Origin of the sequence: Massilibacteroides sp. (assembly GCF_028705895.1) — a bacterium.
Classification (GTDB): Bacteria; Bacteroidota; Bacteroidia; order Bacteroidales; family Tannerellaceae; genus Massilibacteroides.
Map to the genome: position 1 here is coordinate 32283 of NZ_JAQWCQ010000011.1, position 23213 is coordinate 55495.

Genomic DNA, 23213 nt, shown 5'->3' on the forward strand with positions numbered 1-23213 from the left:
TCTCATTTATTGAGATAAAGAGAACCGGACGGTAACACCGTAGTTTGAATTGGATGTAGGGTAGGTGGTGCTTGAAACCAAGGGCTCATTGATCTGTAAATCGTAAAAGGCACGTAAGGTGAGAGAGCGACTGAATCCATAATCAGCCGAGAATTGGAGTGTCTTTGCTATGTTGCCGGTTGTTGGTTGTGTAAGCCCATCTTCTATCTTTCGGATAAGAGATTGTATGCGTCGATGTGAAAAGTCCAGACGGATAGTCAGGTCATTGCTGAAATTCTCTGTCTTCTTCATGTTCAACACCTTGTTGAATTCTGTTAGTTTATAGCCAACACCAACAATAAATTCGTTTGTTAACGCCTCGACTATCTGGTAAGAGGATAAATTGAGGCTGAGGTTTCGGATTTTCCGGTATTCTAATTTTGATGTGATATTATTTAAGAATGTAGCATCTACTCCGAACAGAGGAGTGAAACTCTCTGAGATACTTACTGACGAAATAGAATAGGGAGAAGAAGGAAGCCCGTTCACGTACCCCATTCCGTTACCTGCATTTTCCCACTGAAGGAAAGAAGTATATGATCCTACGTTGTATGAAGACCTGTATTGATGGCTTAATACCACACTTTTAAAACGGTCTTTGATGAAAGGCAGTTTTACCAGACCATCGTATGTGATTCTCCAATTCGGACGCAGATTAGATAAGGATGGGAAAGGAGTAAGTCCCACCTTGTTTGCACTCTGTCCCGTATAAGCGGAAAGGAAGGCCGGTATCAGTACGTCAGACGAGTTTCTGCTGATCTTAGTTGAACTACCGTTCAGTGCGGCATAATTATTGTCTATTCGGGTACCTATTATTTCCCGGTTACTTCGTAGTTGTTCAAATGCTTTTGAATTGTATCCGTTTTCCTGATTTCCTATACTTTGGAATGCCGTTCCGAATGTAATGGTGGTCATGGTGAAATTTCCACCCAACGTTTCAGGCATCCCGCTCAACATAAACTTAATGTCGGACGTCTTGGTTTCCACACGGTTTGCATTCAGATCGATCTTTAACCCGTTTATTGGCTCCAGATTTGCCCGGACATTCAGCGTGGTGGCCTTACTTATCATGGCCGGCGTAAGAATAGATTCGTCCATCACCAACCAACCTTTGTCAGCAGCATCGTCGATGTACGAACGTCTTACATCTCCAAAAGCAAATCCTAATCCCGGAGCCATGCCTGCAGTATAATTCTTTTGCCCGAAAACAGAACCTATCTCCGGCAAAAAGCCCGGGAGCATCATTCCATCGGTAAGACTATACTGGATGTTTATTCTGCGTACCATCATTGCAAAACGAGTAAGATGCTGGAGTGATTTATAAGCAAAATCTTCTGTTGGCGGCAGACCGGGCTTAATGCTTAACTTCAGCGTTACCGTATCTTTATTGAGAATCTGTATCCGGGCGAAGTCAAGCGTTTTGTATTTTATATTATACACCTTACCATCGGCTCCCTTAGCTCTGACATACAGTTTTTTTGTTAGTAATCCATGTTGAACGATCGTTCCACTGTCCGTATTAAGAGTCACTTCTCTTTCTAAGACAGTTGGTTTGCGTTTGGTTGTTTGCTGTTTTCCTCTTTGAGTCGTAGAACGCGTAGCACCAAATTTCTGGTTGATATCTTTCAGAAACTTATTTTTATTGTACAGGTTAAGCAAATTCAATCCGCCTTGTATATCAACTTGACGTTGGTTTCGGATTGTGTTTCCCACTTCTGTCTCATCAACCGTTGTTACACGTTCCCAGTTGTATGTCGAGTTATATGTTGCCGATCCCGTAACCCAGTCTAAAACAGGAATAAACTGGAAAGGCATATTATATGTGGCAACGAAGCTCTGGTCGTATTTCATAGGTGTTCCTAAATCAAGGATACTTTGTATCACGGAATCTTTCCAAACCTGGTATTGGTCAGGATTCAATTTCTTGTTTACCTGCATATAAGGCTCTTCTATACGTGCATTCGTCCCAGAGGTGAACGAGAAATTCAGGTTATTCGTTAATGCCCAGGAAAGATTAAAAGCTCTGTCCCAATTGAAGTTCTGACTGAACGATGCCGGTATATTTGAGTTTTCCAAATTCGTCAGATCACGTAATTGTATCTCGTAATAATTACGCGTCATGGCTGTCTGAAAACTAATATTTGAAGGCAGGTAGTTTATCCCCAGTTGTTTCAGGAATCTTGTATAACCGGCATTGGATGCCATCTTTTCAAACGGCTTGAACTGTTTAACATAAGGCACATAAGTGTAGGCAAAATTACCATTGTAATCTTTTGTCGTCTCATAAACGGTTTCCGGATTTCGTATATTGCTTTCTCGGAAAGAATAACCAAAAGAGAAGTTTGCCGGGTCATAAGGCATCGGTGTCTTACTTCTTATATTTACTCGTACATTATTGAACGCGATTCCTTTGGATACGGTAACATCTTGAGAAAGTGACTTCACAGAATCTTTTTCTGCTTCTGTCGTAAGATTATTTAATGCATCTTTTAGTTCAATGTCTTTGTCCAACGGGTTGTATTTCGGAGAGGTTATTTCCTTCGAGTAAGAATAATACAACGGGATACTTACTTTTGCTTTTTCAGGAAAGAATTTTCCTAATTCGATATTGGTTGCCACATTGAATTGAGAGTAGTCGTCCAAACGGCGCTCATTAACCGACTGGTCCAATGCGCCGAACCCTGCTGTCTCGATTCGTCCGGAGAGGTTTACTGAACCTAAATCAGATAGATTAACATTCAGATTTGCATTTGCCGCCCAGCCTCCTTCTTCATTATAATCAGTCAGACGTAATTCGTTAACCCATATTTCTCCACTTTTCCGATCTTTAGAGTTATTGCGGACTCCGATCATGATTGTCTTTACTTCCGCCAGACTTGGATTACCTACTACACTGATGATATTATTGGGGTTGTCCGGGTCATATCCGGAGTATATTTGCTGAAAACTAACTCCTGTATCTCCTTCTCTCTTTGCTTTATTACGCTGCTGCTTCAAATCTGTTAATACCTCCAGATTAAAGTTCAATTTATTAACATCCGGCCAGACAGTCTCCTGATCTCCTTCGTTGTTGGACGAATAACTTCCCGGAGGAGTTAGTTTCGTCATTACTTCATATTCGTAATAGTTGTTTTTGTAATCCGATCCTAAACGAAGAAATACCGAGAATTCGCCGTCTCGCAAATTAGTCGAATTATCTTCCAGCGCTTCGGCATGAGTGAACAATTGCAAACGCTTATATTGTCTCAAGTCATAGCTCGTGTTTTTATAAATAGCACGTGCGTCTTGTGAAGCCAGATCCGTTACTTTAAGTGAAATTGCTTGCTCATTTTGTAATTGTATCTGTGGTTGTCCCGGATCGTATGTACGGCTGATTCCCGGAGGTAGTACATAACTTACCGGTTGTTTGCTGCCGTTTTCCTCAATGTTGACAGTCGAAACGTCTAAAGTACCTTTGTTCGTTGGCAAGGTTCCCGGAGCTGATAAGTCCTGTTCATATGTACGCCACTCACCACGAACCAACTCAAATTTCCCAAAACGAAGAATGGTGGTTTCTTTAAAATCGGTCATAAACATACGCATAAAACGGATTGACTTAAAGTCCTGAATCGAACCTACTTTTTTCTGAGGTTGTTTGATTGGGATCTTAAATTGATACCAGTTAATCGTTTCATGTTCCTTATCGCCATTAGGTAAATCAACTTTTACCTGTTGTACGTTTACAATGTAATTACTACCAACTTTCATCTTAGAAGGACGTAATTCCACCTTGTATTGGAAATATCGTTCGTTCTTGCTTAACGTATTGTCTTGGTTTAGGTCTTCTACATCCGGTAATGTCTTTGCGGCAGCATTATAACTTCCTGAACTTTCTGCGGAATTACCTTCCGTTCCGTTATATCGTTTGTAACGAGTAAGAATATCTGCTTCCTGAGAATCATAGTATGAACTACGGAAATAACTGAACGTGTCTCCTGCCGGATCATTCCTTTGCGAAAAAGGATCGTTTAGCATATTATTCCAGGTATCTCCTGACAATTTTGTCTGGAGCTTATTCAGGTATTCTACATAGGTAGGATATTCTTTCTCTTCATCAGAAGATAGACCATTTAATCCGACATCCTGTAGTGCTCTGGCACCGGCTGTATTGTCAAAGGCGTACACTGTGCTTTGTATTCGAGGAACTTTACCCCAGGGCGTAAGTTCGACCTTTGACGTGTCTCCGTCAATCGGCAGACCGTTTTCAAAGAATTTCATTTCATCTTTGAGAATGTCTTCCGAAATATCTCCGAGGTTAAAATACAAATCTCCACCGTCCACCGTGTTGTCATAGATAAACGGATCCATCATCCAGAACTCTATGTATTCAATATTGGCTGTTTCAAAATCGCTTTGGTCGATTTTGCGCATAATACCTCCCCAACGTTTCTCCGGATTTTGTAGTGTTCCGTCCGGATTGACTAAATCTGCATCTAAATTGTATGGCCCTCTTTCATTGGGGTAATAAGCCAAGTTTAAAATAGATAAATTATTATCAGAATAGACGCTCTGATCTCTATTCGGGTATAGTTCGGTTGTTTTTACACCACGCATGTAGTGATTGGAGCGCATGTCTTTATCATTCTTAATATGACCCGGCATAAGCGTGGAGTTTTCACGGGTGAAAATGCCATCAATATAGTACCAAGCCAATAATGCCCTGTTCTTACCGTATGCAATATCGTTCGTAAACGAAGATTCGGGGAAAAGCTCTGTTTCGGAATCCCCATCTGTTGCTCCATTTGGAGTGCTGGCCAATGTCCACGGATAAGGATTAAGCAGGTCAAAACCGGTTTGTGTAGATTCAAAGTCATCTAAATACGAATAACCACCTGTGTTTTTGTTTTCGTAATGACCAGCTATTAAATTCGCAAATTCTGCATTGAACGAAATCTGACTCGGCTTAGTAAGCGTAAGAAGAGGAAGTTTATCTACTAAGTTCGTGAGCCACTGACTCTCTGACCTGTATGACATGTTTAACCCCCAGAGTGTATTTTTGATTGATTCGTCTCCAAAAGCCGTTTTTGTAGTGAGGGGCATTTCGGATAAGTGCATGATTGTTCCACCTAAGGTCAGGTTCTTACTAAGCTCATAATTGAGGTCAAGTCCCATCATCGTTTTTCGTTGCATGCTGAACATGCTCCTGTCTTCCAGTGTTACGCTGACATCTGTTCCGCTTGAGATAATGGCTTCGTTCAATAAGGTTACGCGTCCTGACGTATAATCTACGGTATAATCCACATTCTCTGTCAGCACAACACCACCCGCAGTAACACGAACGGAACCTCTGGGCACATTACTTGCCCCTAAATCTATCTCTGCTGCGGAAGAAGCCTTGTACTCTCCCCGAAGAATGAACTTGTTTTTTTCTGCTATCTGTTGAGCTGCAGTTTGTGTTGTATCATATAGCTCCTGGAATACATATTTGTCTGCCAGTACATCATTGTTTATCTTTTTACGCAGATGCGAACCAAACGGTTCGACTACGGGGAAGATGACCTTACCGTTTTCTGATAGAATCGTATAACCTTCAAGGAAGTCATAAATCCCATCCGGATAAGCTTGTCTCTGAGAGTTAAGACGGTCCAAGTTCATTACCCGTAAAAGAATTGAATCCTTAATTGCCCCCTCAGATAAATAATTCAGATAAGTACCTGTTGTGTCACTTTGGTATAGGATGTCCAATTTAAATTTTTCTGATTGCACAGAGTAAGCCCCCAGAGAATAAATGTTCTTCATCATTAAATCCCAGAACGGCATGACGGGTGACATGTTAGTTCCCTTTAGTAATTTAACGTACAAATTACTTGTTGTCTGTTCAGTATCGTCTGTGGAAAACTCTCCTACCTGATATGCTTGCCCATTGTATGTATATTCATACGCAACCGCTAATACTTCATCTGCCTGTAGTTGAGATTTTAATGAGATATATCCTAAATATTTATTGAATGTATATTCTGTCTCTTCGAGCAGACGGGCACTTTCAATGTTTTCATAATCTACGCCTTCTTCAATAAATCCGGAAAATGTTTGATTTACCTTGCTTTTGTCACGTGCTTCAGAGTAGTTGTTCACGATGGTTTCATAGAGTGAATTTGCCTTGTTTCGAGGATTTACACTGCCTCCATTCGATATGAACTGAGGATTCGAAATATGTTTACTTTCAGCCAGATCAGAGAAAGCTACAATATTACGTGCCTGCTCATAATTACTTCGTTTGTTTGTCACCCATACTTCAATACGGCTGATCAATATCCCGGAACGAACATTCGGAGCCTGATTGGAATAGTTATCGTATGTGTCACGGAAGTAATGAGATAAGAAGAAGTGACGGTTCTCATCATAAGAATCTGCTTTGATCTCGAATGACTGAGTTTGCACTCCCCCTCGCGAATTAACTGTTTTCGATTGTGACTCCTGTTGGGCTAATAATGCATTGATCCTCAATTTTCCGAACTGAAGATCCGCTTTCATCCCAAATAATGCCGCCCCGCCATTAATAAGTGAATTATTGGTGGTCATACTAACATTTCCGGCCTCTAACGATTTTATGATCTCGTCTTCTTCACCCGTATAAGCTAATTTTAAACGTTTGGAATCAAAATCAAATGACGTTTCCGTATTATAATTCATTCCGAAGTTCACCTTTGTTCCAACGCTTGCATTTACATTTAGCTGAACCGTTTCATCAAAGTTAAAGAACGTACGTGTTCTGGCGCGTTCGGGAAGCGACGGGTTTTTGGTGGAATTTCGTTTCATTCCTAAAGTAATGTCCGCGCTACCCTGCGTTTTAACCTTCACTCCACCCGCTCCGAAGATACGTTCCCCAATCCCAAGATCAAACTGCATATCCGTCAGGTTGAATTCTTTCTCCGCTTCTTTTCTGAATTCTTCCTCATTCCGTTGACGGAAATAGGAACGAAGTGATTCCTGCATACTGTAGTTTTGGTATTCTTCCGGAGTAAGTGTCATCGGAGTGCCCAGCTCCATATCGCCTAAACGAGTACGGACGATATACGTTCCCGATTTAAGATCATATTCAATCGTTGTCTTTATATTGTCCGGATTCTTGAGGTCAAGAGGAGCTTGATTTTTTAAATCATTGTATTCTTCAGGAATAGTTTTGGTGACCGGATAGCGTGGAGTAATAGAATCTTCCGGCGCAAAACCTTCTGCTAATGTTATTTCCGGCGAGGTCAAGGAAGACACTAAGAAGTCCGCATTCAGAGAATACAGACTTACGCCGAATAGAAGCAGCACCAGCCATACAATATATTTAAAAAACTTTTGTTTCATTGCACCTTAGCAATCCATCCTTTAAAAAGTGGACTTACAGCATTCTTAATGCCGCCTTTATAACCTGTTCTACCGACAACCCCGGAGATTCTTTTAAAATAGCAACAACCGCTTTTTGAGATGGGTTTTTCTGAAATCCCAACATCGTAAGTGCCGCAATAGCCTCTTCTGCTAAAGCGCCGCCGGCAAAAGGACTATTTGTTTGTGCCGTGTCGCTAGCTATAGAAGCGGTCTGTACTTTGTTCTTCAGATCAACTAAAATACGTTGTGCTGTTTTTAATCCAATACCTTTTACTGAAGTCAATGCGGTTTCATTTTTATTGGCAATGACCTGAATCAGATCTACGGGTGGGAATGATGATAAAATCATTCTTGCCGTATTCGGACCTACACCCGATACTGTGATCAACATAAGGAATAATTCCCGTTCTGTCTTTTCAGAAAAACCAAATAATAAATGAGCATCTTCGCGGATTACCTCATAAACATAAACCAACCCGTTCTTTTTGCCATTAAATGCGCTGTATGTGTTTAGTGAAATATTCAATTCATAACCAATGCCCGCACATTCCAGAATCATACGCGTTGGGGTTAATTCGGCGATTTCACCTCTAATATATTCAATCATTTTCTTCTGATTATAAAAATCTCGTATCTATTATAACGTAAAAATGAGCAAAAGCGTATATAGAAGCCAAATTAGTTTTACTCGTTGTTCGGCTATTGTTTCCAGAAGCCCGGAACCAGAATTGTTAAAACAGTAAATATCTCTAAACGTCCTACCATCATTAGGAAACCAAGGTACCATTTTGCTGCATCAGGAATTGACGCATAATTGGATATAGGACCGAGCTCACCTAATCCTGGACCAATGTTTCCGATACAGGAAACAGCAGCTCCGGTAGCTTCTTCAAAACCAACCCCCATAAATGTCAGAATTAAACAACTAACCACTATTAAGGTTAAATAAGCAAAGACGAAAGCTAAGATACGGTGTACTAAATCTGCAGATATGGCTCGACCATTAATTCTGACCGGTATAACTGCATGTGGATGTGTTTGTTTCTTAAACGCATTAGATAAATTTTTTGATAAAACAACGAATCGGGAAACTTTTAGTCCTCCACTTGTTGAACCGGCACATCCTGAGATAAACATAAGTATTAACACGATAAACCAAATAAAAGGTCCCCATTCAATGTAATTGTCAGTCGCAAAACCAGTACTGGATATTAAAGTAATTACCTGAAAAAGTGCACTTCTTATTGATCGTTCACCTGACTCAAAATTATTTACATTAATCCAAACAGCAATAATTGTCGCAGTAAATACGATGATACCGACAAACCAGCGGAACTCTTCGTCTTTAAAAAGTTTTTGGAACTGCGCTTTGAAGCAGAAATAGATTAAGCTCATATTTACCGCTCCAATAAACATTGCAAAAATAGTAACATATTCAATGTATGCTGAATGCCAATAAGCTAAGCTGGTGTTTTTTGTTGAATAACCGCCTGTGGAAATAGATGTAAGTGCATGATTTAAAGCGTCGAAAGTTTCCATTGGTCCTGCCAGTAATAAGAGAAAAACAACAACCGTAAGAAGAAGATATACCCCCCATATGCGTTTTGCTACTTGCGTGATGCGTGGTAGAAAACGTTCATGTGTAATACCTGTTGTTTCAGCTTCAAACATTTGAGAAGCACTTACCCCGAATATAGGAAGTATGGCTACCGTAAAGACAATTACTCCTATACCTCCCTGCCATTGTGTCAAACTACGCCAGAATAGGATTCCGTGAGGTAAAGCTTCAATGTCTGTCAGTATTGATGCACCGGTTGTTGTAAAACCAGAAATAGTCTCAAAATAAGCATCGGCAATAGAATTTACATATCCTCCTAAATAATAAGGCAACATCCCAACAAAAGAAAGTAATAACCAGGTTAGTGTTACGATAAGCATACCTTCTCTTCTTCCGTTCCCGGGGTCTTTTGTTTTCCTTCCGAATAAGAAAAAGACAAAGCCTGTTGACAGCATAATTATACACGATGTCAATAAGGGTATAAAATCATCTCCTTTGTAGTATAATGCAACTAAAACTGCTGATGACATGAATAAAGATTCAAGGATCAGCATCATACCCAAAATCTTTATGACAAAACGAATATTAGGCATAATTAAAACCGGGGTTATCTAAAAATTTTCTCTAATTCATGTATTACATTCTCGAGACAGAAAATAACTACATGATCATTCTCCTGCAACTGGATGTCTCCATGAATGATCATTGGCTCTCCATTACGGATTAGTCCTCCAAGAGTAAGATCTTTAGGTAGTCCTAAATCCTTAATTGGTTTTTTGGTCACTTTTGAACCTGGTTTCACAATGACTTCTGCTACATCAGCGTTCGAAAAAGCTAAGAACTTCATGTTTGCAACATCCGCATCCAAAAGGAACTGATAAATATTTCCTGCCGTAATTAGCTTTTTGTTGATTACAGAGCCAATATCCATGTCGTTTGCCAAAGGTATATAATCGAGATTCTCTACCTGCGCAATTGTTTTAGAAACGCCGAATTGCTTGGCTGCAAGACAAGCCAGAATATTCGTGCTGGGATTATCCGTTAACGCGATAAACGCTTGCGCATCCCGTATCCCTTCTTGTATCAGTAATTCTGTATTTCTACCGTCTCCATTAATGACGAGTACATTACCCGGGGCTACTTCGGCAAACGACTGACTTGTTTCGTCATTTGTTTCTAAAACCTTGATTCGTATATTATTCGGTAGATATTGACAGGAACGCAAGGCGATACGGCTTGCTCCCATAATGAAAATCTTTTTTACTTCGGGATTGTTTTTCCCTGCTTGCGTTTGCACATCTTTTACGTGTGCTTTTGTGGTCGTGAAAAATACGATATCCCCATCTGAAATACAGTCTGTTCCATTAGGGATAATCGTACTGTTTCGCCTCTTTATTGCGACGACGTGAAAGAGCTTGTCGTCTTCTTTCAGTTCGTACAAATATTTACCAACCAAGCGGGAATTACTACGGATTTTCACACCAACTAAGATTAGCATCCCTCCAAATAATTCCCAATATTGCCTTGCCCAAGGATGTTGTACTGCAGTAACAATTTCTCTTGCGGCTAACATTTCCGGGTAAATCATTGCATTAATGCCTAATTTCTCAAAACGCTCCTTGTTCTTGGGAAGAAGGTATTCATAGTTGTTAATGCGGGCAAATGTTTTAATTGCGCCTAAATTTGACGCTAAAATACAGGCGGTTATGTTTGTTGGTTCATAAGGAGTTACACTTATGAATAAATCTGTTTTTGATATACCGGCGTTTTCCAGATCTCGTAATGAGGTCGGATCGCCAACCATTGGTAGTATCTCTGAATTTGATCCCGGCAAGAGTAGCCGTTTTTCATCCGGATCCATTAATATGATATCATGATTCTCCTGCGACAACATTTTCGCGAGATGAGTCCCAACTTCACCGGCTCCGGCAATAATGATCTTCATATACTAATTTTCTTTTTAAAATGAACGAATAACCTTGATTATTCCTTCTACATCCATTTCACAGAGACGAAGTAGTTCCGGAACAGAACCTTGTTCAATAAATTCATCCGGAACCCCAATCCGTTTTATACGAGGTGTATATTCATTGTCTGCCATAAACTCGATCACAGCACTACCAAAACCTCCTTTACGAACACCGTTTTCAACCGTAATTACTTTCGAAAAATTCTCACCCACCTCATGAAGCAATTCTTCATCTAACGGTTTGAGGTAAATCATATCGTAATGTGCAATTGAACCCGCTTCTCCGTTAAGTTGCTCAATCGCTTTTACAACATCATTCCCGATTGGCCCGATAGACAGAATAGCGATATCTTTTCCATCCCGTAGTTTTCGCCCTTTGCCCACAGGACGCATTTCCGGGGTGTTGTGCCAATCAGTCTTTTCGCCTTTCCCTCTTGGATAACGGATCACGAACGGATCATTTCCTTTATATGCAGAATACATCAGATTACGTAGCTCCCATTCGTTAAAAGGAGAGGCAATGACCAGATTCGGAATCGGACGAAGATAAGCCAAATCAAACACACCGTGGTGGGTCGCTCCATCTTCTCCCACTAACCCGCCACGGTCAAGGCACATGATAATATGAAGCTTTTGTATGGCAACATCATGTATTACCTGATCGTATGCACGTTGCATAAAAGAAGAATAGATATTACAGAAGGGGATTAGTCCCTCTTTTGCCATTCCTGCAGAGAACGTGACAGCATGTGCTTCGGCTATACCAACGTCAAATGCCCGCTCCGGGAAGGCCTTCATCAGGTAGCACATCGAACAGCCCGTAGGCATTGCCGGTGTTACTCCCACAACGCGTTTATCTTGTTCTGCCAGTTCCACTAAGGTGTGACCGAATACTTCCTGATACAATTGGGGTTGATTCAGATTGTCCGGAATAATACGTTTCCCGGTTTCTTTATTGAATTTACCCGGGGCATGCCATTCGATTGCTGATTTCTCGGCCGGCTCGAAGCCTTTCCCCTTTTTCGTTTTAATATGCAGTAATTTGGGTCCCTGCATATCTTTGATGTCATTCAGTATTTTTACTAAATAATTTACATCATGCCCGTTTACTGGCCCGAAATAGCGGATGCTAAACCCCTCGAAGAAATTATGTTGTTGAGTAATTAACGCTTTCAGGCTATTGTTAAAACGAAGAATGCTACCTCTTCTTTTTTCCGAAATGAGATTCATCTTCTTTAAGCCTTTATAGACATCATAGCGCATTTTGTTATACGCATAACTGGTCGTGATATCTACTAAATATTGATTGATGGCACCCACATTATTGTCGATGGCCATATTATTATCATTTAATATGATCAGTAAATTGTTCGGGTCTGACGCCGCATTATTCAACCCTTCGAACGCCAATCCGCCCGTCATAGACCCATCTCCTATTACTGCTACGACATGGCGATCTTCCTCCTGCTTCAGATTAGAAGCAACAGACATCCCTAATGCAGCCGATATAGAGGTCGAAGCATGACCGGCAATAAAAGCATCATACTCACTTTCGTTCGGATTAGGAAAACCGCTTATCCCTCCAAACTTCCTGAGCGTTTGGAAAACCTCTTTCCTACCCGTAAGAATTTTATGCCCGTAAGCCTGATGTCCTACGTCCCACACAATCCTGTCGAAAGGTGTGTTGAATACATAATGAAGAGCCACCGTAAGCTCAACCGTCCCAAGGCTGGCGCCTAAATGTCCAGGATTAACTGAAAGGACATCAATGATATACTGACGTATATCCGCGCATACTTTTATCAATTCTTCCTGAGGTAATTTCCTCAGATCTTCCGGCGAGTTAATTTTGCTTAATAATTCTCCGTAAATAGACTCCGCCATGCTAATTCTGTTTTAATGCGACAAAGTTAAAGAATAAACGCCATATAATACCTCATATTGTTCCCGTTTTGCGAAAGACTCCTGTCTTACAGCTCAATATATAAGCAGCTGCCTTTACTCCAAAGGATTACAACGTTTTTGAAGTCAAGGAGATTGCTTTAGAAAATAGGCTGAAAGCCTTAACTAATTTAGCCAATGCAGCGCATTGGGTAGTAGAGAAAAGTTTCTTTGCGCCCTGTAAGGACAACAGAATAGAGACGCGTTTTTTTTCTTTTTCCACAACTGTAGAAAAACTTTATCACAGATATAGAAAAGTTTTACGACAACTGTGGAAAAACTTTCTGACGGTTATCGTAAAAAAGACATGTTCTTATGAGTATAAACATTGACTTATACGAAAAACAGTGATTGTTTTTATGTAAGTTTGAAGATCGAAAAGAACGATGATATGAAAAAATACATTTTTATACTTCTTGCCCTATTTCTTAGTACTTACTCATGGGCGCAAAGACAAATAACAAAAGATACTTATACCTATGCCGTGAAAGATGGTATTGAACTTAAACTTGATAAATATGATCTTACAGGCCGGCCAGCTCAGCCATTAAAGCCTTGTGTAATCTTTCTGTTTGGTGGAGGATTTGTAAATGGGGAGCGCGACAGCGAAAGATATACGAGTTATTTTCATGAGTTGACGGAGCGGGGAAACATCGTTGTTTCTATTGATTACAGAAAATACCTTCATGGATTTGATTTCAGTACAATTTCTTTATCTAATAAGGAGGAATTTGCTAAGCTGTTAGTGCAGACCATTAATGTGGCAACTGAAGATTTGTTCAACGCCACATCATTTATCCTGAAACAAGCGGATGAATTCGGCATAGACACGACTGCTATAATTATTAGCGGCTCAAGTGCCGGCGCCATAACCGTATTGCAAGGAGAGTACTTCCTGATTAATAGACATCCGCTTGCTACCATTTTGCCATCCGATTTTCGATATGCCGGAGTAGTCTCATTTGCAGGCGCTGTTTTTACAACGGAGTCTCCTTTAAAGTGGAAAGAACCGCCTGCACCTATGTTGCTGTTTCATGGTAATGCCGACAAGAATGTTCCCTATGACGCTGTCGAATTAGAAGGTGCCGGCTTTTATGGAAGTAAATATATTGTAAAACAACTTGAAGAATTAGCCATACCGTACCAATTCTATGATGAAGAATATGCTGCCCATGAATTAGCAGACACCCCGATGCAGAACCAATTAGAACTGATAACTAATTTTATCCAAAGAGAAGTTGTCGCAAAAGAAGGCCTGCAAATTCATACGATGGTAAAAAAGATAGGAAAAGATGTCGTAAAAACTGACTTTAGTCTGGAAGATTATATTCAAATGAATTATGGGAAGTAAAGAGGTCTTTAGTGCTTTTGGGATTCCCCTGATAATGTGAATAAAAAATAAAGAATTGGCGGAATATGCTTATTCTGTTTATATTTGCATGTTATCAACAATTCTGTTGACTTTTCAACAGTTAGCTTATTTGGTGGCATGTGGTTTGATTGATTCTCGTTTTTTAGTATAGTTTTGCGACCGAAACATTTAAAGCTTTGTGTAATGGGGAAAATAATAGCTTTAGCAAATCAAAAAGGAGGGGTGGGTAAAACCACAACGACTATAAATCTGGGCGCATCGTTAGCTGTGCTCGATAAGAAAGTTCTGATTGTAGATGCTGACCCTCAGGCGAATGCATCGTCCGGTTTGAGTGTGGATATACGGAATGTTAAACTATCTATTTATGAATGTCTGATCAATGGAAATCCTGCGGAGGAAGCCATTGTTTCTACTGAAGTGGATAAGCTGGATATCATTCCTTCTCATATTGATCTGGTTGGTGCAGAAATCGAAATGTTGAATCTTGAGAATCGCGAACAGTTACTCAGACAGGTGCTTACACCTTTGAAAACGCGGTATGATTATATATTGATCGATTGTTCGCCTTCCCTTGGGCTGATAACAGTGAATGCTTTGACTGCTGCCGATTCTGTTATTATTCCTGTACAATGCGAATATTTCGCTTTGGAAGGAATCAGCAAATTGTTGAATACGATTAAGATAATAAAGTCTCGTCTGAATCCTTTTTTAGAGATTGAAGGTTTTCTGATGACAATGTATGATTCACGTCTTCGATTAGCTAATCAGATTTATGAAGAAGTGAAAAAGCCTTTTAGGGATTTGGTGTTCAATACGGTTATCCAGCGTAATATTAAGCTTAGTGAAGCATCGAGTTATGGTAAACCGGCTTTGTTGTATGATGCGGAATCAAAGGGAGCGCTCAATCATATTCAATTGGCACACGAGTTGATAGAGAAGAATAAAAAATAAGTAAATCAAAAGATTATAATAATATGGCAGGACCTAAAAGATCGCCGCTTGGCCGCGGATTAGATGCGCTGATAACGATGGACGACTTGAAAACGGGCGGTTCTTCTTCTATCAGTGAAATAGAGTTGAGCAAAATTCAACCTAATCCAGAACAGCCCCGTTCGGTCTTTGAAGAAGATGCTTTGGAAGAACTTGCAACCTCGATACGTGCGTTAGGGGTGATACAGCCGATTACGCTTCGGGAACTTGCTCCGGATAAATATATGATTATTTCCGGGGAAAGACGTTATCGTGCGTCTCTGAAAGCCGGGTTAACGCAAATCCCGGCTTATATAAAGACTGCAGACGACGAGAATGTGGTGGAAATGGCCTTGATTGAGAATATTCAGCGTGAAGATCTTAATTCAATAGAAATTGCATTGGCTTATCAGAAGTTGATTGATACATACGGCCTTACTCAGGAACGATTAAGTGAACGGGTGGGAAAGAAACGGGCTACTATCGCTAACTATTTACGCTTACTTAAATTGCCTGCTGAGATACAGATGGGGCTGAAAGATAAGAAGATAGATATGGGGCATGCTCGCGCGTTAGTTCCGGTTGAGAATCCGAAAGAACAACTGAAGCTGTATGAGCGCATTCTGAAAGAAGGGTTGTCGGTAAGAAATGTAGAAGATTCTGTAAGGAATACTTCTGTTGATTCAAAGAAGACTAAGAAAACAACAAAGGCTCTGTTGCCGGAAGAGTATAATTTACTGAAAGATCATTTGTCGTCTTTCTTTAAAACGAAGGTGCAGTTAACTTATAATGATAAAGGAAAAGGGAAGATAACTATTCCTTTTGGTTCCGAAGAAGAATTGGAGGAACTGGTCGGTTTGTTGGACAAACTGAAACGATAAGCTATTAAAAGTGAATAACAGTGTTTTTATAAATAAAATAATAGTCTGCCTCGTCTGTTCTGTCTGTTTTGTCTTTAAGGGGGTATCGCAGGAGGTTATTTCTGTTGAGGAACATATACAGGCGGGAGATACAGTTCATGTTGAAGTGAGAGATACTCTTGTGGCTGTTTCTGAGACCGTTGATTCATTAACGCAGGCGGTGTTGCGATCGGCTGATTCAATAGCTCTTCCTGCGCCTGAGGAGGTGATTGTGATTGAGCCTTTTAAACCGAACCCGAATAAGGCTTTGCTTCTTTCGGCTCTTGTTCCGGGTCTGGGGCAGATATATAACCGGAAATATTGGAAACTTCCGATATTGTATGGAGGTTTGATGGGGTGTTTGTATGCTGTAACCTGGAATAATAAGAATTATTCGGATTATTCTAATGCGTATTGGGCTACAGTGCAACAGGATCCTCTTGAATATAAAGATTTGTGGAAGCATTTTGTGCAGGGAACAATCGACTGGGATGACGATGACGCCATGTTGGAAAAAGCGCAGGATGCTACTTTTCAGAGTCAGTTGAAACGTAAAAAAGATTATTTTCGAAGGTATAGGGACATGAGTATCTTTATTGGAGTTGGTGTATATGTGTTAGGAATTTTGGATGCTTATGTTGATGCTCATTTGTTTGATTTTGATATCTCTCCGGATTTATCAATGCGTGTAGAACCGGTGGTTTCTCCGGGAAACAGTCAGACTCCCCATGTTTATGGAATTAATTGCAGTATAAAATTCTGAATCAATGATAAAACAGCTTTTGATTATAACTTGTTTGTTCTTTAGTGTAAATCTGGTTTTATCTCAGGAAGAAATAACGGAAGAAGAACATTATTCTGTCCTCTCTCAGGAAGAGTTGATAGAAGAAGTTGGTTATATCCCGGAAAGTTTAGATGCTAATATCGACAGTTTGCTTCATTCCTGGCATGTAGGGTATTTTACTTCGTCTGTTGGCTATTGTCAGGATGATGAAAAGAATGTGTATTTTCCTGATTCTATAATTAAAGAACGTTTGGACAGACTTCCCCGTCTATTGCCTATGACATATAATAATGTTGTACGTAAATGTATTGACCTGTACGCTGAGAGACGCAGAGGTTTAGTGCGTTATATGCTGGGAATGGCGGATTATTATTTTCCGATCATAGAACAGGTGCTTGATGAATACGATCTGCCGCTTGAATTAAAATATCTTGCAGTCGTGGAGAGTGCTTTAAACCCGAAAGCTTTATCTCGGGTGGGAGCATCGGGGTTATGGCAATTTATGTTGCCTACCGGTAAGATATATGGCTTGACGATAAACAGTTTGGTTGATGAACGCCTTGATCCTGTAAAATCAACTCATGCAGCATGTCGTTATTTTCAGGATATGTATGAAATATATCACGATTGGAGCTTAGTTATGGCAGCGTATAATTGCGGACCCGGTAATGTAAATAAAGCTATGCGACGTTCGGGGAAAACAGATTTCTGGGATATCTATCCGTATTTGCCCAAAGAAACCCGTTCTTATGTTCCTTTATTTATAGCCGCGAATTACATTATGAACTATCATTGCGACCATAATATTTGTCCTGTAGAGACAACTCTCCCGTTGGCAACAGATACAATCATGGTAAATAAAGCACTCCGTTTCGATCAGGTGTCAGATATGCTCTCTATAAATATAGAACATCTCAGAGCGTTAAATCCACAATATAAGCGAGATATTATTCCTGGAAATACGGAGCCTTGTGTTCTGAAACTGCCTGCAGCTTACACTTATGCTTTTGTTGATAAAGAGGATACCATTTATGTACACGGGGCAGATTCGTTGTTGGAAGAGCGAATAAATATAGCTGAAACGAAATCCTCGCGTGAACGAATTATTCATATAGCGCAACGAGGCGAAAATTTGCATGTTATCGGGAATAAATACGGAGTGACAGCCAAAGATATCCGGAAATGGAATAAACTAAGCAGTAACAGGGTTGCATCCGGAAAAAAACTGGTCTTATATGTCGATAACGGAGGTATCGCATTCGCATCAAAATCAAATCAGTCGGTATCTGATAAAAACAAAAAAACGGTTGCAAGTGTTATCAAAGAAGGAGATGATTTCTTCTCTTATACTGTGCAATCCGGAGATTCACTTTATTCGATTTCAAAGAAATATCCAGGTGTGACCATCGCTCTGATTCAGAAGACAAATGATTTGACGAGTACCAGATTGCGCCCCGGACAAATACTAAAAATACCGGTTCTGTAGAACCTGTTTTGTAATATTATTTTGACACATTTAACAACGTAAATTATGGACTTTTTAGATTTAATTAAGACCCAGGTTGCAGAATCAATCAAAGGTCAGGTGGAGCTCCCGAAAGAAAAAGAGAGTAGTGTCTTAGGTGGAATCAGTGATGCTATTCTTGGAGGCCTGAAGCAGTCGGCAGGTGAAACAAACGGACTGGAAAATATCACCTCTCTTTTCAGCGGGAAAACAGCGGCTTCAAGCAGTCCGGTTACCCAGATGATCCAATCTTTCTTCGTGCAGAATATCGCGCCTAAATTAGGCTTGAGCAGTTCGTTGGCAAGTACGGTACAGGCTTTTTTGCCTACAATTATTGAAGCGTTAACGAAAAAGACTGCATCTGATGGTGGATTGGATATAGCTTCAGTTATCTCTTCACTTGCAGGAGGTGAAAGTTCCGGAGGAAGTCTTTTAGACAAGGCAAGTGGTCTTTTAGGAGGTTTGTTCGGTAAATAAATCAAGGGAAATATGTTTCCCTTACGGGTTCGTCTTAAGATCCGTTGTCTGCGTGTAAGTCGGACAACGGTTTTTTTATTACAGAACGTAGATACAGAAACGATTTTGATGGAATAATCACACGAATTTATATATTTGTATATTAATACAGTAACAAAGAAAGAGGTCGATTATGAGTGATGACAATAAGACAGGGCTTGAAGAGATGTCTCCTGATGAAAAACTTATTCGCGCTGAGTTTGATGCGCTTCTTCAGGATTATCTGAACTCGAACCACAGGCGAAAGGTGGAATTGATAACGAAAGCGTTTGAGTTTGCGAATCAAGCACATGCCGGTGTGAAACGTCGTTCGGGTGAACCTTATATTTTACATCCCTTGGCCGTTGCCCGTATCGTTTGTAAAGAAATGGGACTCGGATCTACATCGATTTGTTCGGCGTTATTGCACGATGTGGTAGAGGATACTGAATATACGGTTGAAGACATTAACAATATGTTCGGCCCGAAGATTGCGCAGATTGTGGACGGCCTAACCAAAATTTCCGGAGGGATTTTTGGAGAACAGGCTTCAGCTCAAGCGGAGAATTTCAGGAAATTATTGCTGACGATGAGTGATGATATCCGCGTAATCCTGATCAAAATTGCCGATCGACTTCATAATATGCGGACACTCGGTTCTCTTCTTCCCGCCAAACAGTTTAAAATAGCCGGCGAAACGCTGTATTTATATGCTCCTATGGCTCATCGTCTGGGGCTTTTTTCTATTAAAACAGAATTAGAAGATCTTAGTTTTAAGTACGAACATCCACAAGAATATGCGTATATACAAGAGCGTTTAGAAGCTACAGAGGCTAATCGGAATGCCTTGTTTGAACGTTTCGCTATACCTGTTGACCGGAAGTTACAAAGCATGGGGCTGAAATATGAAATGCGTGCCCGTGTGAAATCTGCTTATTCTATTTGGAGTAAAATGCAGACAAAAGGGATTTCCTTTGACGAGATATATGATTTATACGCTGTCCGGGTTATTTTTGAAGCGCAACAAGGTGTAGATGAGAAAACGCAGTGCTGGGAAATTTATTCTGCGATTACCGATATATACCGGATACGGCCGGATCGAATCCGGGATTGGGTGAGCCGCCCGAAAGCAAATGGTTATCAAGCGCTTCACCTGACTGTGATGGGACCTGACGGCCAATGGGTGGAAATTCAGATCCGTAGTCGTCGAATGGATGATATTGCCGAAAAAGGATTTGCTGCTCATTGGAAATATAAAGAACATAATATAGAAGAAGATACGGAATTGGATAAATGGTTGCATACGATTACCGAAATTCTTGAAAATCCGAATCCGAACGCATTAGACTTCTTAGACACAATAAAACTGAATCTATTTAGTGCCGAAATCTTTGTCTTTACTCCTAAAGGAGATATAAAAACACTTCCTCAGGGAGCAACGGCATTGGACTTTGCTTATGCTTTGCATACCAATATCGGTAATAAATGTATCGGAGCAAAGGTAAATCATCGGCTTGTTCCATTGAGCCATCCGTTAGCAAGTGGTGATCAGGTAGAAATTTTAACCTCCAGATCCCAAGAACCTCAGCCGGAATGGTTGAACTTTGTGACGACGGCAAAAGCAAGAGCTAAGGTGGATTATGCATTAAAGCGATCTCGTCGTGAAGCTGCTCGAGAAGGAGAACAAAAGGTCGTTGAGTTGTTTAAAAATGCAGATATAGAGCCGAATACAAACGATTTTGATAAACTGTCCCTTTACTACGGATTTCCTAAGAGAGAAGATTTTTTCTATTCGGTGGAAAAAGGAGAAACTGTACTGTCTGAGAGTATAAAGAAAATATTAAAAGAGAAAACGGATAATCGCTTCTTTAAATACTTGAAACAAGCATTAGGAGTGGGGAAGGGGCCATTGGTTGATTTGCCGCCTGTAGAGGATGAAGCGAAAGAGATGCCTCATTACGATAAAAAAAGACCTTACGTTCTCCGGGAAGAAGCACTCAATCGAAACTATGTGATCGCGGATTGTTGTAAACCTATTCCGGGTGATGATGCGCTTGGCTTTATAAATGACGACGGGAATGTGGTGGTGCACAAACGTTCGTGTCCGATTGCAATGCGTTTGAAAAGTAGTTTCGGAGAAAGAATTTTATCAACGGAATGGAGTAGCCATAAAACCGCATCTTTCGAAGCAACACTTGAAGTTAAAGGAATCGACTCTCTGGGTGTTTTGAGTACTATCGCAAAAATTATATCGGAAGATTTTAATGTAAACATACAACGATTGCTCATAGAAGCAAAAGATGGCATGTTTGAAGGTAAGATAAAAATGAAAGTGCATGATGTCGAAGATATTCAGAAGATGTGTGTGCGCCTATCTAAGATCAAGAACATTAAGTCCGTTGGTCGCGTTGCCGAGTGATCTATGCCGTTTGTTTAAAAAAAAAATCCCGGACTTGATCCGGGATTCTATCTTGCTGATACATCTTTGATATAATCATTAAAAAGGAAGATCATCTACCGGATTAGCCGGACCGAAATCCGGAGCTGCCGGTGTGGGATTATCTAATGGAGAAGCCGGCGCTGCTGCCGTATTTTGCATAGCTACACGATCTACTTTCCACGCACTGATATTCGTATACCAACGTCCCTGATATTCTCTGCTGTCGATGTCGAAAAAGACATTTACATCTTCTCCAAGTTTTATATCCGCCTGAGCGATACGATCTGCCCCAAATATCTGAAAGCAAACTTTTTTAGGATATTGATCGTAAGTCTCCAATACATATTCTTGCTTTTTCCACTCATTCCCATTTTTGCTTGTTCCTCCTTGTTCGGGAAGAACCGCAATGATTTTTCCTGTAATTTCCATGTTTCTGTTTTTATATTGGACGCGAATTTACGCTTTTCTGTCGTAAGTCGCTAATTGTTTCTTGTTCGTTTTGGCTTAATTCCTACGACTCACTCTCAATCGAGTCGAAAGCATCACGGATAGAAAGTAATTCTGCCTTAATTTGTTTCAGGCGATTTACGATTTCTTCTTGTTTTACGGTTGTTTCTTTGTTGTCTTTTAACTTCTGGCGTGCTCCTGCAAGAGTCATTCCTCGTTCCTTAACGAGAAAATATACCAGCCTGATTGCTTCAATGTCCTCTGTTTTATAAAATCTTGTCCCTTTACCTGTTTTTCGCGGACGGATAATATTAAATTCCTTTTCCCAGAAACGTAAAGTCGATTCGTTCAGGTTGAACATGGCCGCCACTTCACTGATCGAATAATAGAGCTTTTTATTGTTTTTGTCTTTATCTTCCATACATCAGTCCATTACCTGTCCATGATTTTCTGCAATCTGTATCATCCTGTCGTATTCTTCCGGAGTTAAGTCCATGAAGTAATATTTGGAAGGATTGTCATTTTTCCCCCGCACAATAACTTCGTAGTGCAGGTGAGGACCGGTTGATTTCCCGGTATTGCCAACATAACCGATAACTTCTCCTCTTTTGACTTTTTGTCCTACCCGTGCTTTAAACTTCTGCATATGTCCATACAACGTTTGGAAGCCAAATCCATGATCGATGATAAGACAATTACCATATCCTTGTTTCCATCCGGAGAATGTGACTACACCATTGCCTGTTGCATATATATCAGTCCCTATTTTTGCGGAAAAGTCCATTCCTGCATGAAAGCGCCTTGTTCTATATATCGGATCAATACGCATTCCATAGCCGGATGCAGTTCTCCTTAAATCTTTATTTGAAATAGGCTGTATGGCCGGAATGCAACTAAGTCTCTCTTCCTGGCTTTTACCGATGTTAATAAGTTCTTCTAAAGAATTAGACTGTACATATAGTTGTTTTCGTAGAATATCCATTTTCTGTGTTGTGGCAACTACTAATTCAGAGTTTGGAAGGTTCATCAGATGTTCATACCGGTTTGTACCGCCAAATCCTGATTTCCGGATGGATTCAGGGATTGATTCTGCCTGGAAGATTGAACGGTATAAATTTTCGTCACGTTGCTGAATGTCGCTAAGTACTTCTAATGCGTCATTCAGGCGAAGAGACAAAATTTCATATTGGGTTTGGAGTAATTTGTTTTCTTTATTTAATAAAGCTTCTTTGGGAGAGTCGATCAGATACATCATGACAAAGAAAGTGGCTACCCCAAATGCAATACCGGTGCTTAAGTGACGAAGAATGGTAAAGAAACGGTCTTTGGCCGAAGGATATACCCGTTCGTAACTAAGCGTATTGGGATTATATAAATAGTACGTCTTCCGGGTTTTAAACAGCTTCATTATAATATTTTATTGTTTAAACACTGGCAAAA

The 23213-nt window shown here is 40.3% G+C and carries 15 protein-coding genes; 7 read left to right on the forward strand and 8 right to left on the reverse strand.

Annotation, left to right across the window (positions count from 1 at the left end; translation table 11 throughout):
- Nucleotides 1-6: 6 nt before the first annotated feature.
- The 5 genes from sprA to dxs form a co-directional block, all read right to left on the reverse strand.
- Entirely contained in the window at nt 7-7374 is a 7368-nt protein-coding gene (sprA, locus tag PHT93_RS04495) for a cell surface protein SprA (protein ID WP_300240002.1), read from the reverse strand.
- Nucleotides 7375-7408: 34 nt separating this feature from the next.
- Complete coding sequence (gene ruvA, locus PHT93_RS04500; protein ID WP_300240005.1) at nt 7409-8002, reverse strand: Holliday junction branch migration protein RuvA; 594 nt, start codon at nt 8000-8002, stop codon at nt 7409-7411.
- 92 nt (nt 8003-8094) lie between these two features.
- Complete coding sequence (locus PHT93_RS04505) at nt 8095-9546, reverse strand: TrkH family potassium uptake protein (protein ID WP_300240007.1); 1452 nt, start codon at nt 9544-9546, stop codon at nt 8095-8097.
- A 14-nt stretch (nt 9547-9560) separates the two neighbouring features.
- Nucleotides 9561-10898, reverse strand: a complete 1338-nt coding sequence (gene trkA, locus PHT93_RS04510; protein WP_300240009.1) for a Trk system potassium transporter TrkA — start codon at nt 10896-10898, stop codon at nt 9561-9563.
- Nucleotides 10899-10913: 15 nt separating this feature from the next.
- Nucleotides 10914-12806: a 1-deoxy-D-xylulose-5-phosphate synthase gene (dxs, locus tag PHT93_RS04515; protein WP_300240011.1), complete on the reverse strand. Its 1893-nt coding sequence runs from the start codon at nt 12804-12806 to the stop codon at nt 10914-10916.
- A 448-nt stretch (nt 12807-13254) separates the two neighbouring features.
- Here dxs and PHT93_RS04520 point away from each other — a divergent pair, with 448 nt between their 5' ends.
- The 7 genes from PHT93_RS04520 (at nt 13255) to PHT93_RS04550 (ending at nt 21305) form a co-directional block, all read left to right on the forward strand.
- The gene (locus tag PHT93_RS04520; RefSeq protein ID WP_300240014.1) at nt 13255-14214 is read left to right on the forward strand and encodes a carboxylesterase family protein; all 960 of its coding nucleotides are present in this window, start codon (nt 13255-13257) and stop codon (nt 14212-14214) included.
- A 204-nt stretch (nt 14215-14418) separates the two neighbouring features.
- Nucleotides 14419-15186: an AAA family ATPase gene (locus PHT93_RS04525; protein ID WP_300240016.1), complete on the forward strand. Its 768-nt coding sequence runs from the start codon at nt 14419-14421 to the stop codon at nt 15184-15186.
- Nucleotides 15187-15209: 23 nt separating this feature from the next.
- Entirely contained in the window at nt 15210-16085 is an 876-nt protein-coding gene (locus PHT93_RS04530; RefSeq protein WP_300240020.1) for a ParB/RepB/Spo0J family partition protein, read from the forward strand.
- Between the two features lie 10 nt (nt 16086-16095).
- Nucleotides 16096-16866: a DUF5683 domain-containing protein gene (locus PHT93_RS04535; protein WP_300240022.1), complete on the forward strand. Its 771-nt coding sequence runs from the start codon at nt 16096-16098 to the stop codon at nt 16864-16866.
- A 4-nt stretch (nt 16867-16870) separates the two neighbouring features.
- Nucleotides 16871-18373, forward strand: a complete 1503-nt coding sequence (locus PHT93_RS04540) for a lytic transglycosylase domain-containing protein (protein ID WP_300240024.1) — start codon at nt 16871-16873, stop codon at nt 18371-18373.
- Nucleotides 18374-18418: 45 nt separating this feature from the next.
- Nucleotides 18419-18868 carry a DUF937 domain-containing protein gene (locus tag PHT93_RS04545; RefSeq protein ID WP_300240026.1) on the forward strand — a complete coding sequence of 150 codons (450 nt, stop codon included), beginning with the start codon at nt 18419-18421 and terminating at the stop codon, nt 18866-18868.
- Nucleotides 18869-19040: 172 nt separating this feature from the next.
- Nucleotides 19041-21305 (forward strand): RelA/SpoT family protein, encoded by a 2265-nt coding sequence (locus PHT93_RS04550; RefSeq protein WP_300240029.1) that lies wholly within the window; start codon nt 19041-19043, stop codon nt 21303-21305.
- Nucleotides 21306-21383: 78 nt separating this feature from the next.
- On the opposite strand, the gene PHT93_RS04555 is transcribed toward PHT93_RS04550, so the two are convergent.
- The 3 genes from PHT93_RS04555 to PHT93_RS04565 form a co-directional block, all read right to left on the reverse strand.
- Nucleotides 21384-21755 carry a DUF3127 domain-containing protein gene (locus PHT93_RS04555; protein ID WP_300240031.1) on the reverse strand — a complete coding sequence of 124 codons (372 nt, stop codon included), beginning with the start codon at nt 21753-21755 and terminating at the stop codon, nt 21384-21386.
- A gap of 82 nt (nt 21756-21837) precedes the next feature.
- Complete coding sequence (locus tag PHT93_RS04560; RefSeq protein WP_300240032.1) at nt 21838-22194, reverse strand: MerR family transcriptional regulator; 357 nt, start codon at nt 22192-22194, stop codon at nt 21838-21840.
- Nucleotides 22195-22197: 3 nt separating this feature from the next.
- Entirely contained in the window at nt 22198-23181 is a 984-nt protein-coding gene (locus PHT93_RS04565; RefSeq protein WP_300240035.1) for a M23 family metallopeptidase, read from the reverse strand.
- Nucleotides 23182-23213: the final 32 nt, after the last annotated feature.

Excerpts from the sequence above, each read along its gene's own strand:
- sprA (WP_300240002.1), bottom strand. The coding sequence starts at position 7,374 with ATGAAACAAAAGTTTTTTAAATATATTGTATGGCTGGTGCTGCTTCTA.
- ruvA (WP_300240005.1), bottom strand. The coding sequence starts at position 8,002 with ATGATTGAATATATTAGAGGTGAAATCGCCGAATTAACCCCAACGCGT.
- PHT93_RS04505 (WP_300240007.1), bottom strand. The coding sequence starts at position 9,546 with ATGCCTAATATTCGTTTTGTCATAAAGATTTTGGGTATGATGCTGATC.
- trkA (WP_300240009.1), bottom strand. The coding sequence starts at position 10,898 with ATGAAGATCATTATTGCCGGAGCCGGTGAAGTTGGGACTCATCTCGCG.
- dxs (WP_300240011.1), bottom strand. The coding sequence starts at position 12,806 with ATGGCGGAGTCTATTTACGGAGAATTATTAAGCAAAATTAACTCGCCG.
- PHT93_RS04520 (WP_300240014.1), top strand. The coding sequence starts at position 13,255 with ATGAAAAAATACATTTTTATACTTCTTGCCCTATTTCTTAGTACTTAC.
- PHT93_RS04525 (WP_300240016.1), top strand. The coding sequence starts at position 14,419 with ATGGGGAAAATAATAGCTTTAGCAAATCAAAAAGGAGGGGTGGGTAAA.
- PHT93_RS04530 (WP_300240020.1), top strand. The coding sequence starts at position 15,210 with ATGGCAGGACCTAAAAGATCGCCGCTTGGCCGCGGATTAGATGCGCTG.
- PHT93_RS04540 (WP_300240024.1), top strand. The coding sequence starts at position 16,871 with ATGATAAAACAGCTTTTGATTATAACTTGTTTGTTCTTTAGTGTAAAT.
- PHT93_RS04545 (WP_300240026.1), top strand. The coding sequence starts at position 18,419 with ATGGACTTTTTAGATTTAATTAAGACCCAGGTTGCAGAATCAATCAAA.
- PHT93_RS04550 (WP_300240029.1), top strand. The coding sequence starts at position 19,041 with ATGAGTGATGACAATAAGACAGGGCTTGAAGAGATGTCTCCTGATGAA.
- PHT93_RS04555 (WP_300240031.1), bottom strand. The coding sequence starts at position 21,755 with ATGGAAATTACAGGAAAAATCATTGCGGTTCTTCCCGAACAAGGAGGA.
- PHT93_RS04560 (WP_300240032.1), bottom strand. The coding sequence starts at position 22,194 with ATGGAAGATAAAGACAAAAACAATAAAAAGCTCTATTATTCGATCAGT.
- PHT93_RS04565 (WP_300240035.1), bottom strand. The coding sequence starts at position 23,181 with ATGAAGCTGTTTAAAACCCGGAAGACGTACTATTTATATAATCCCAAT.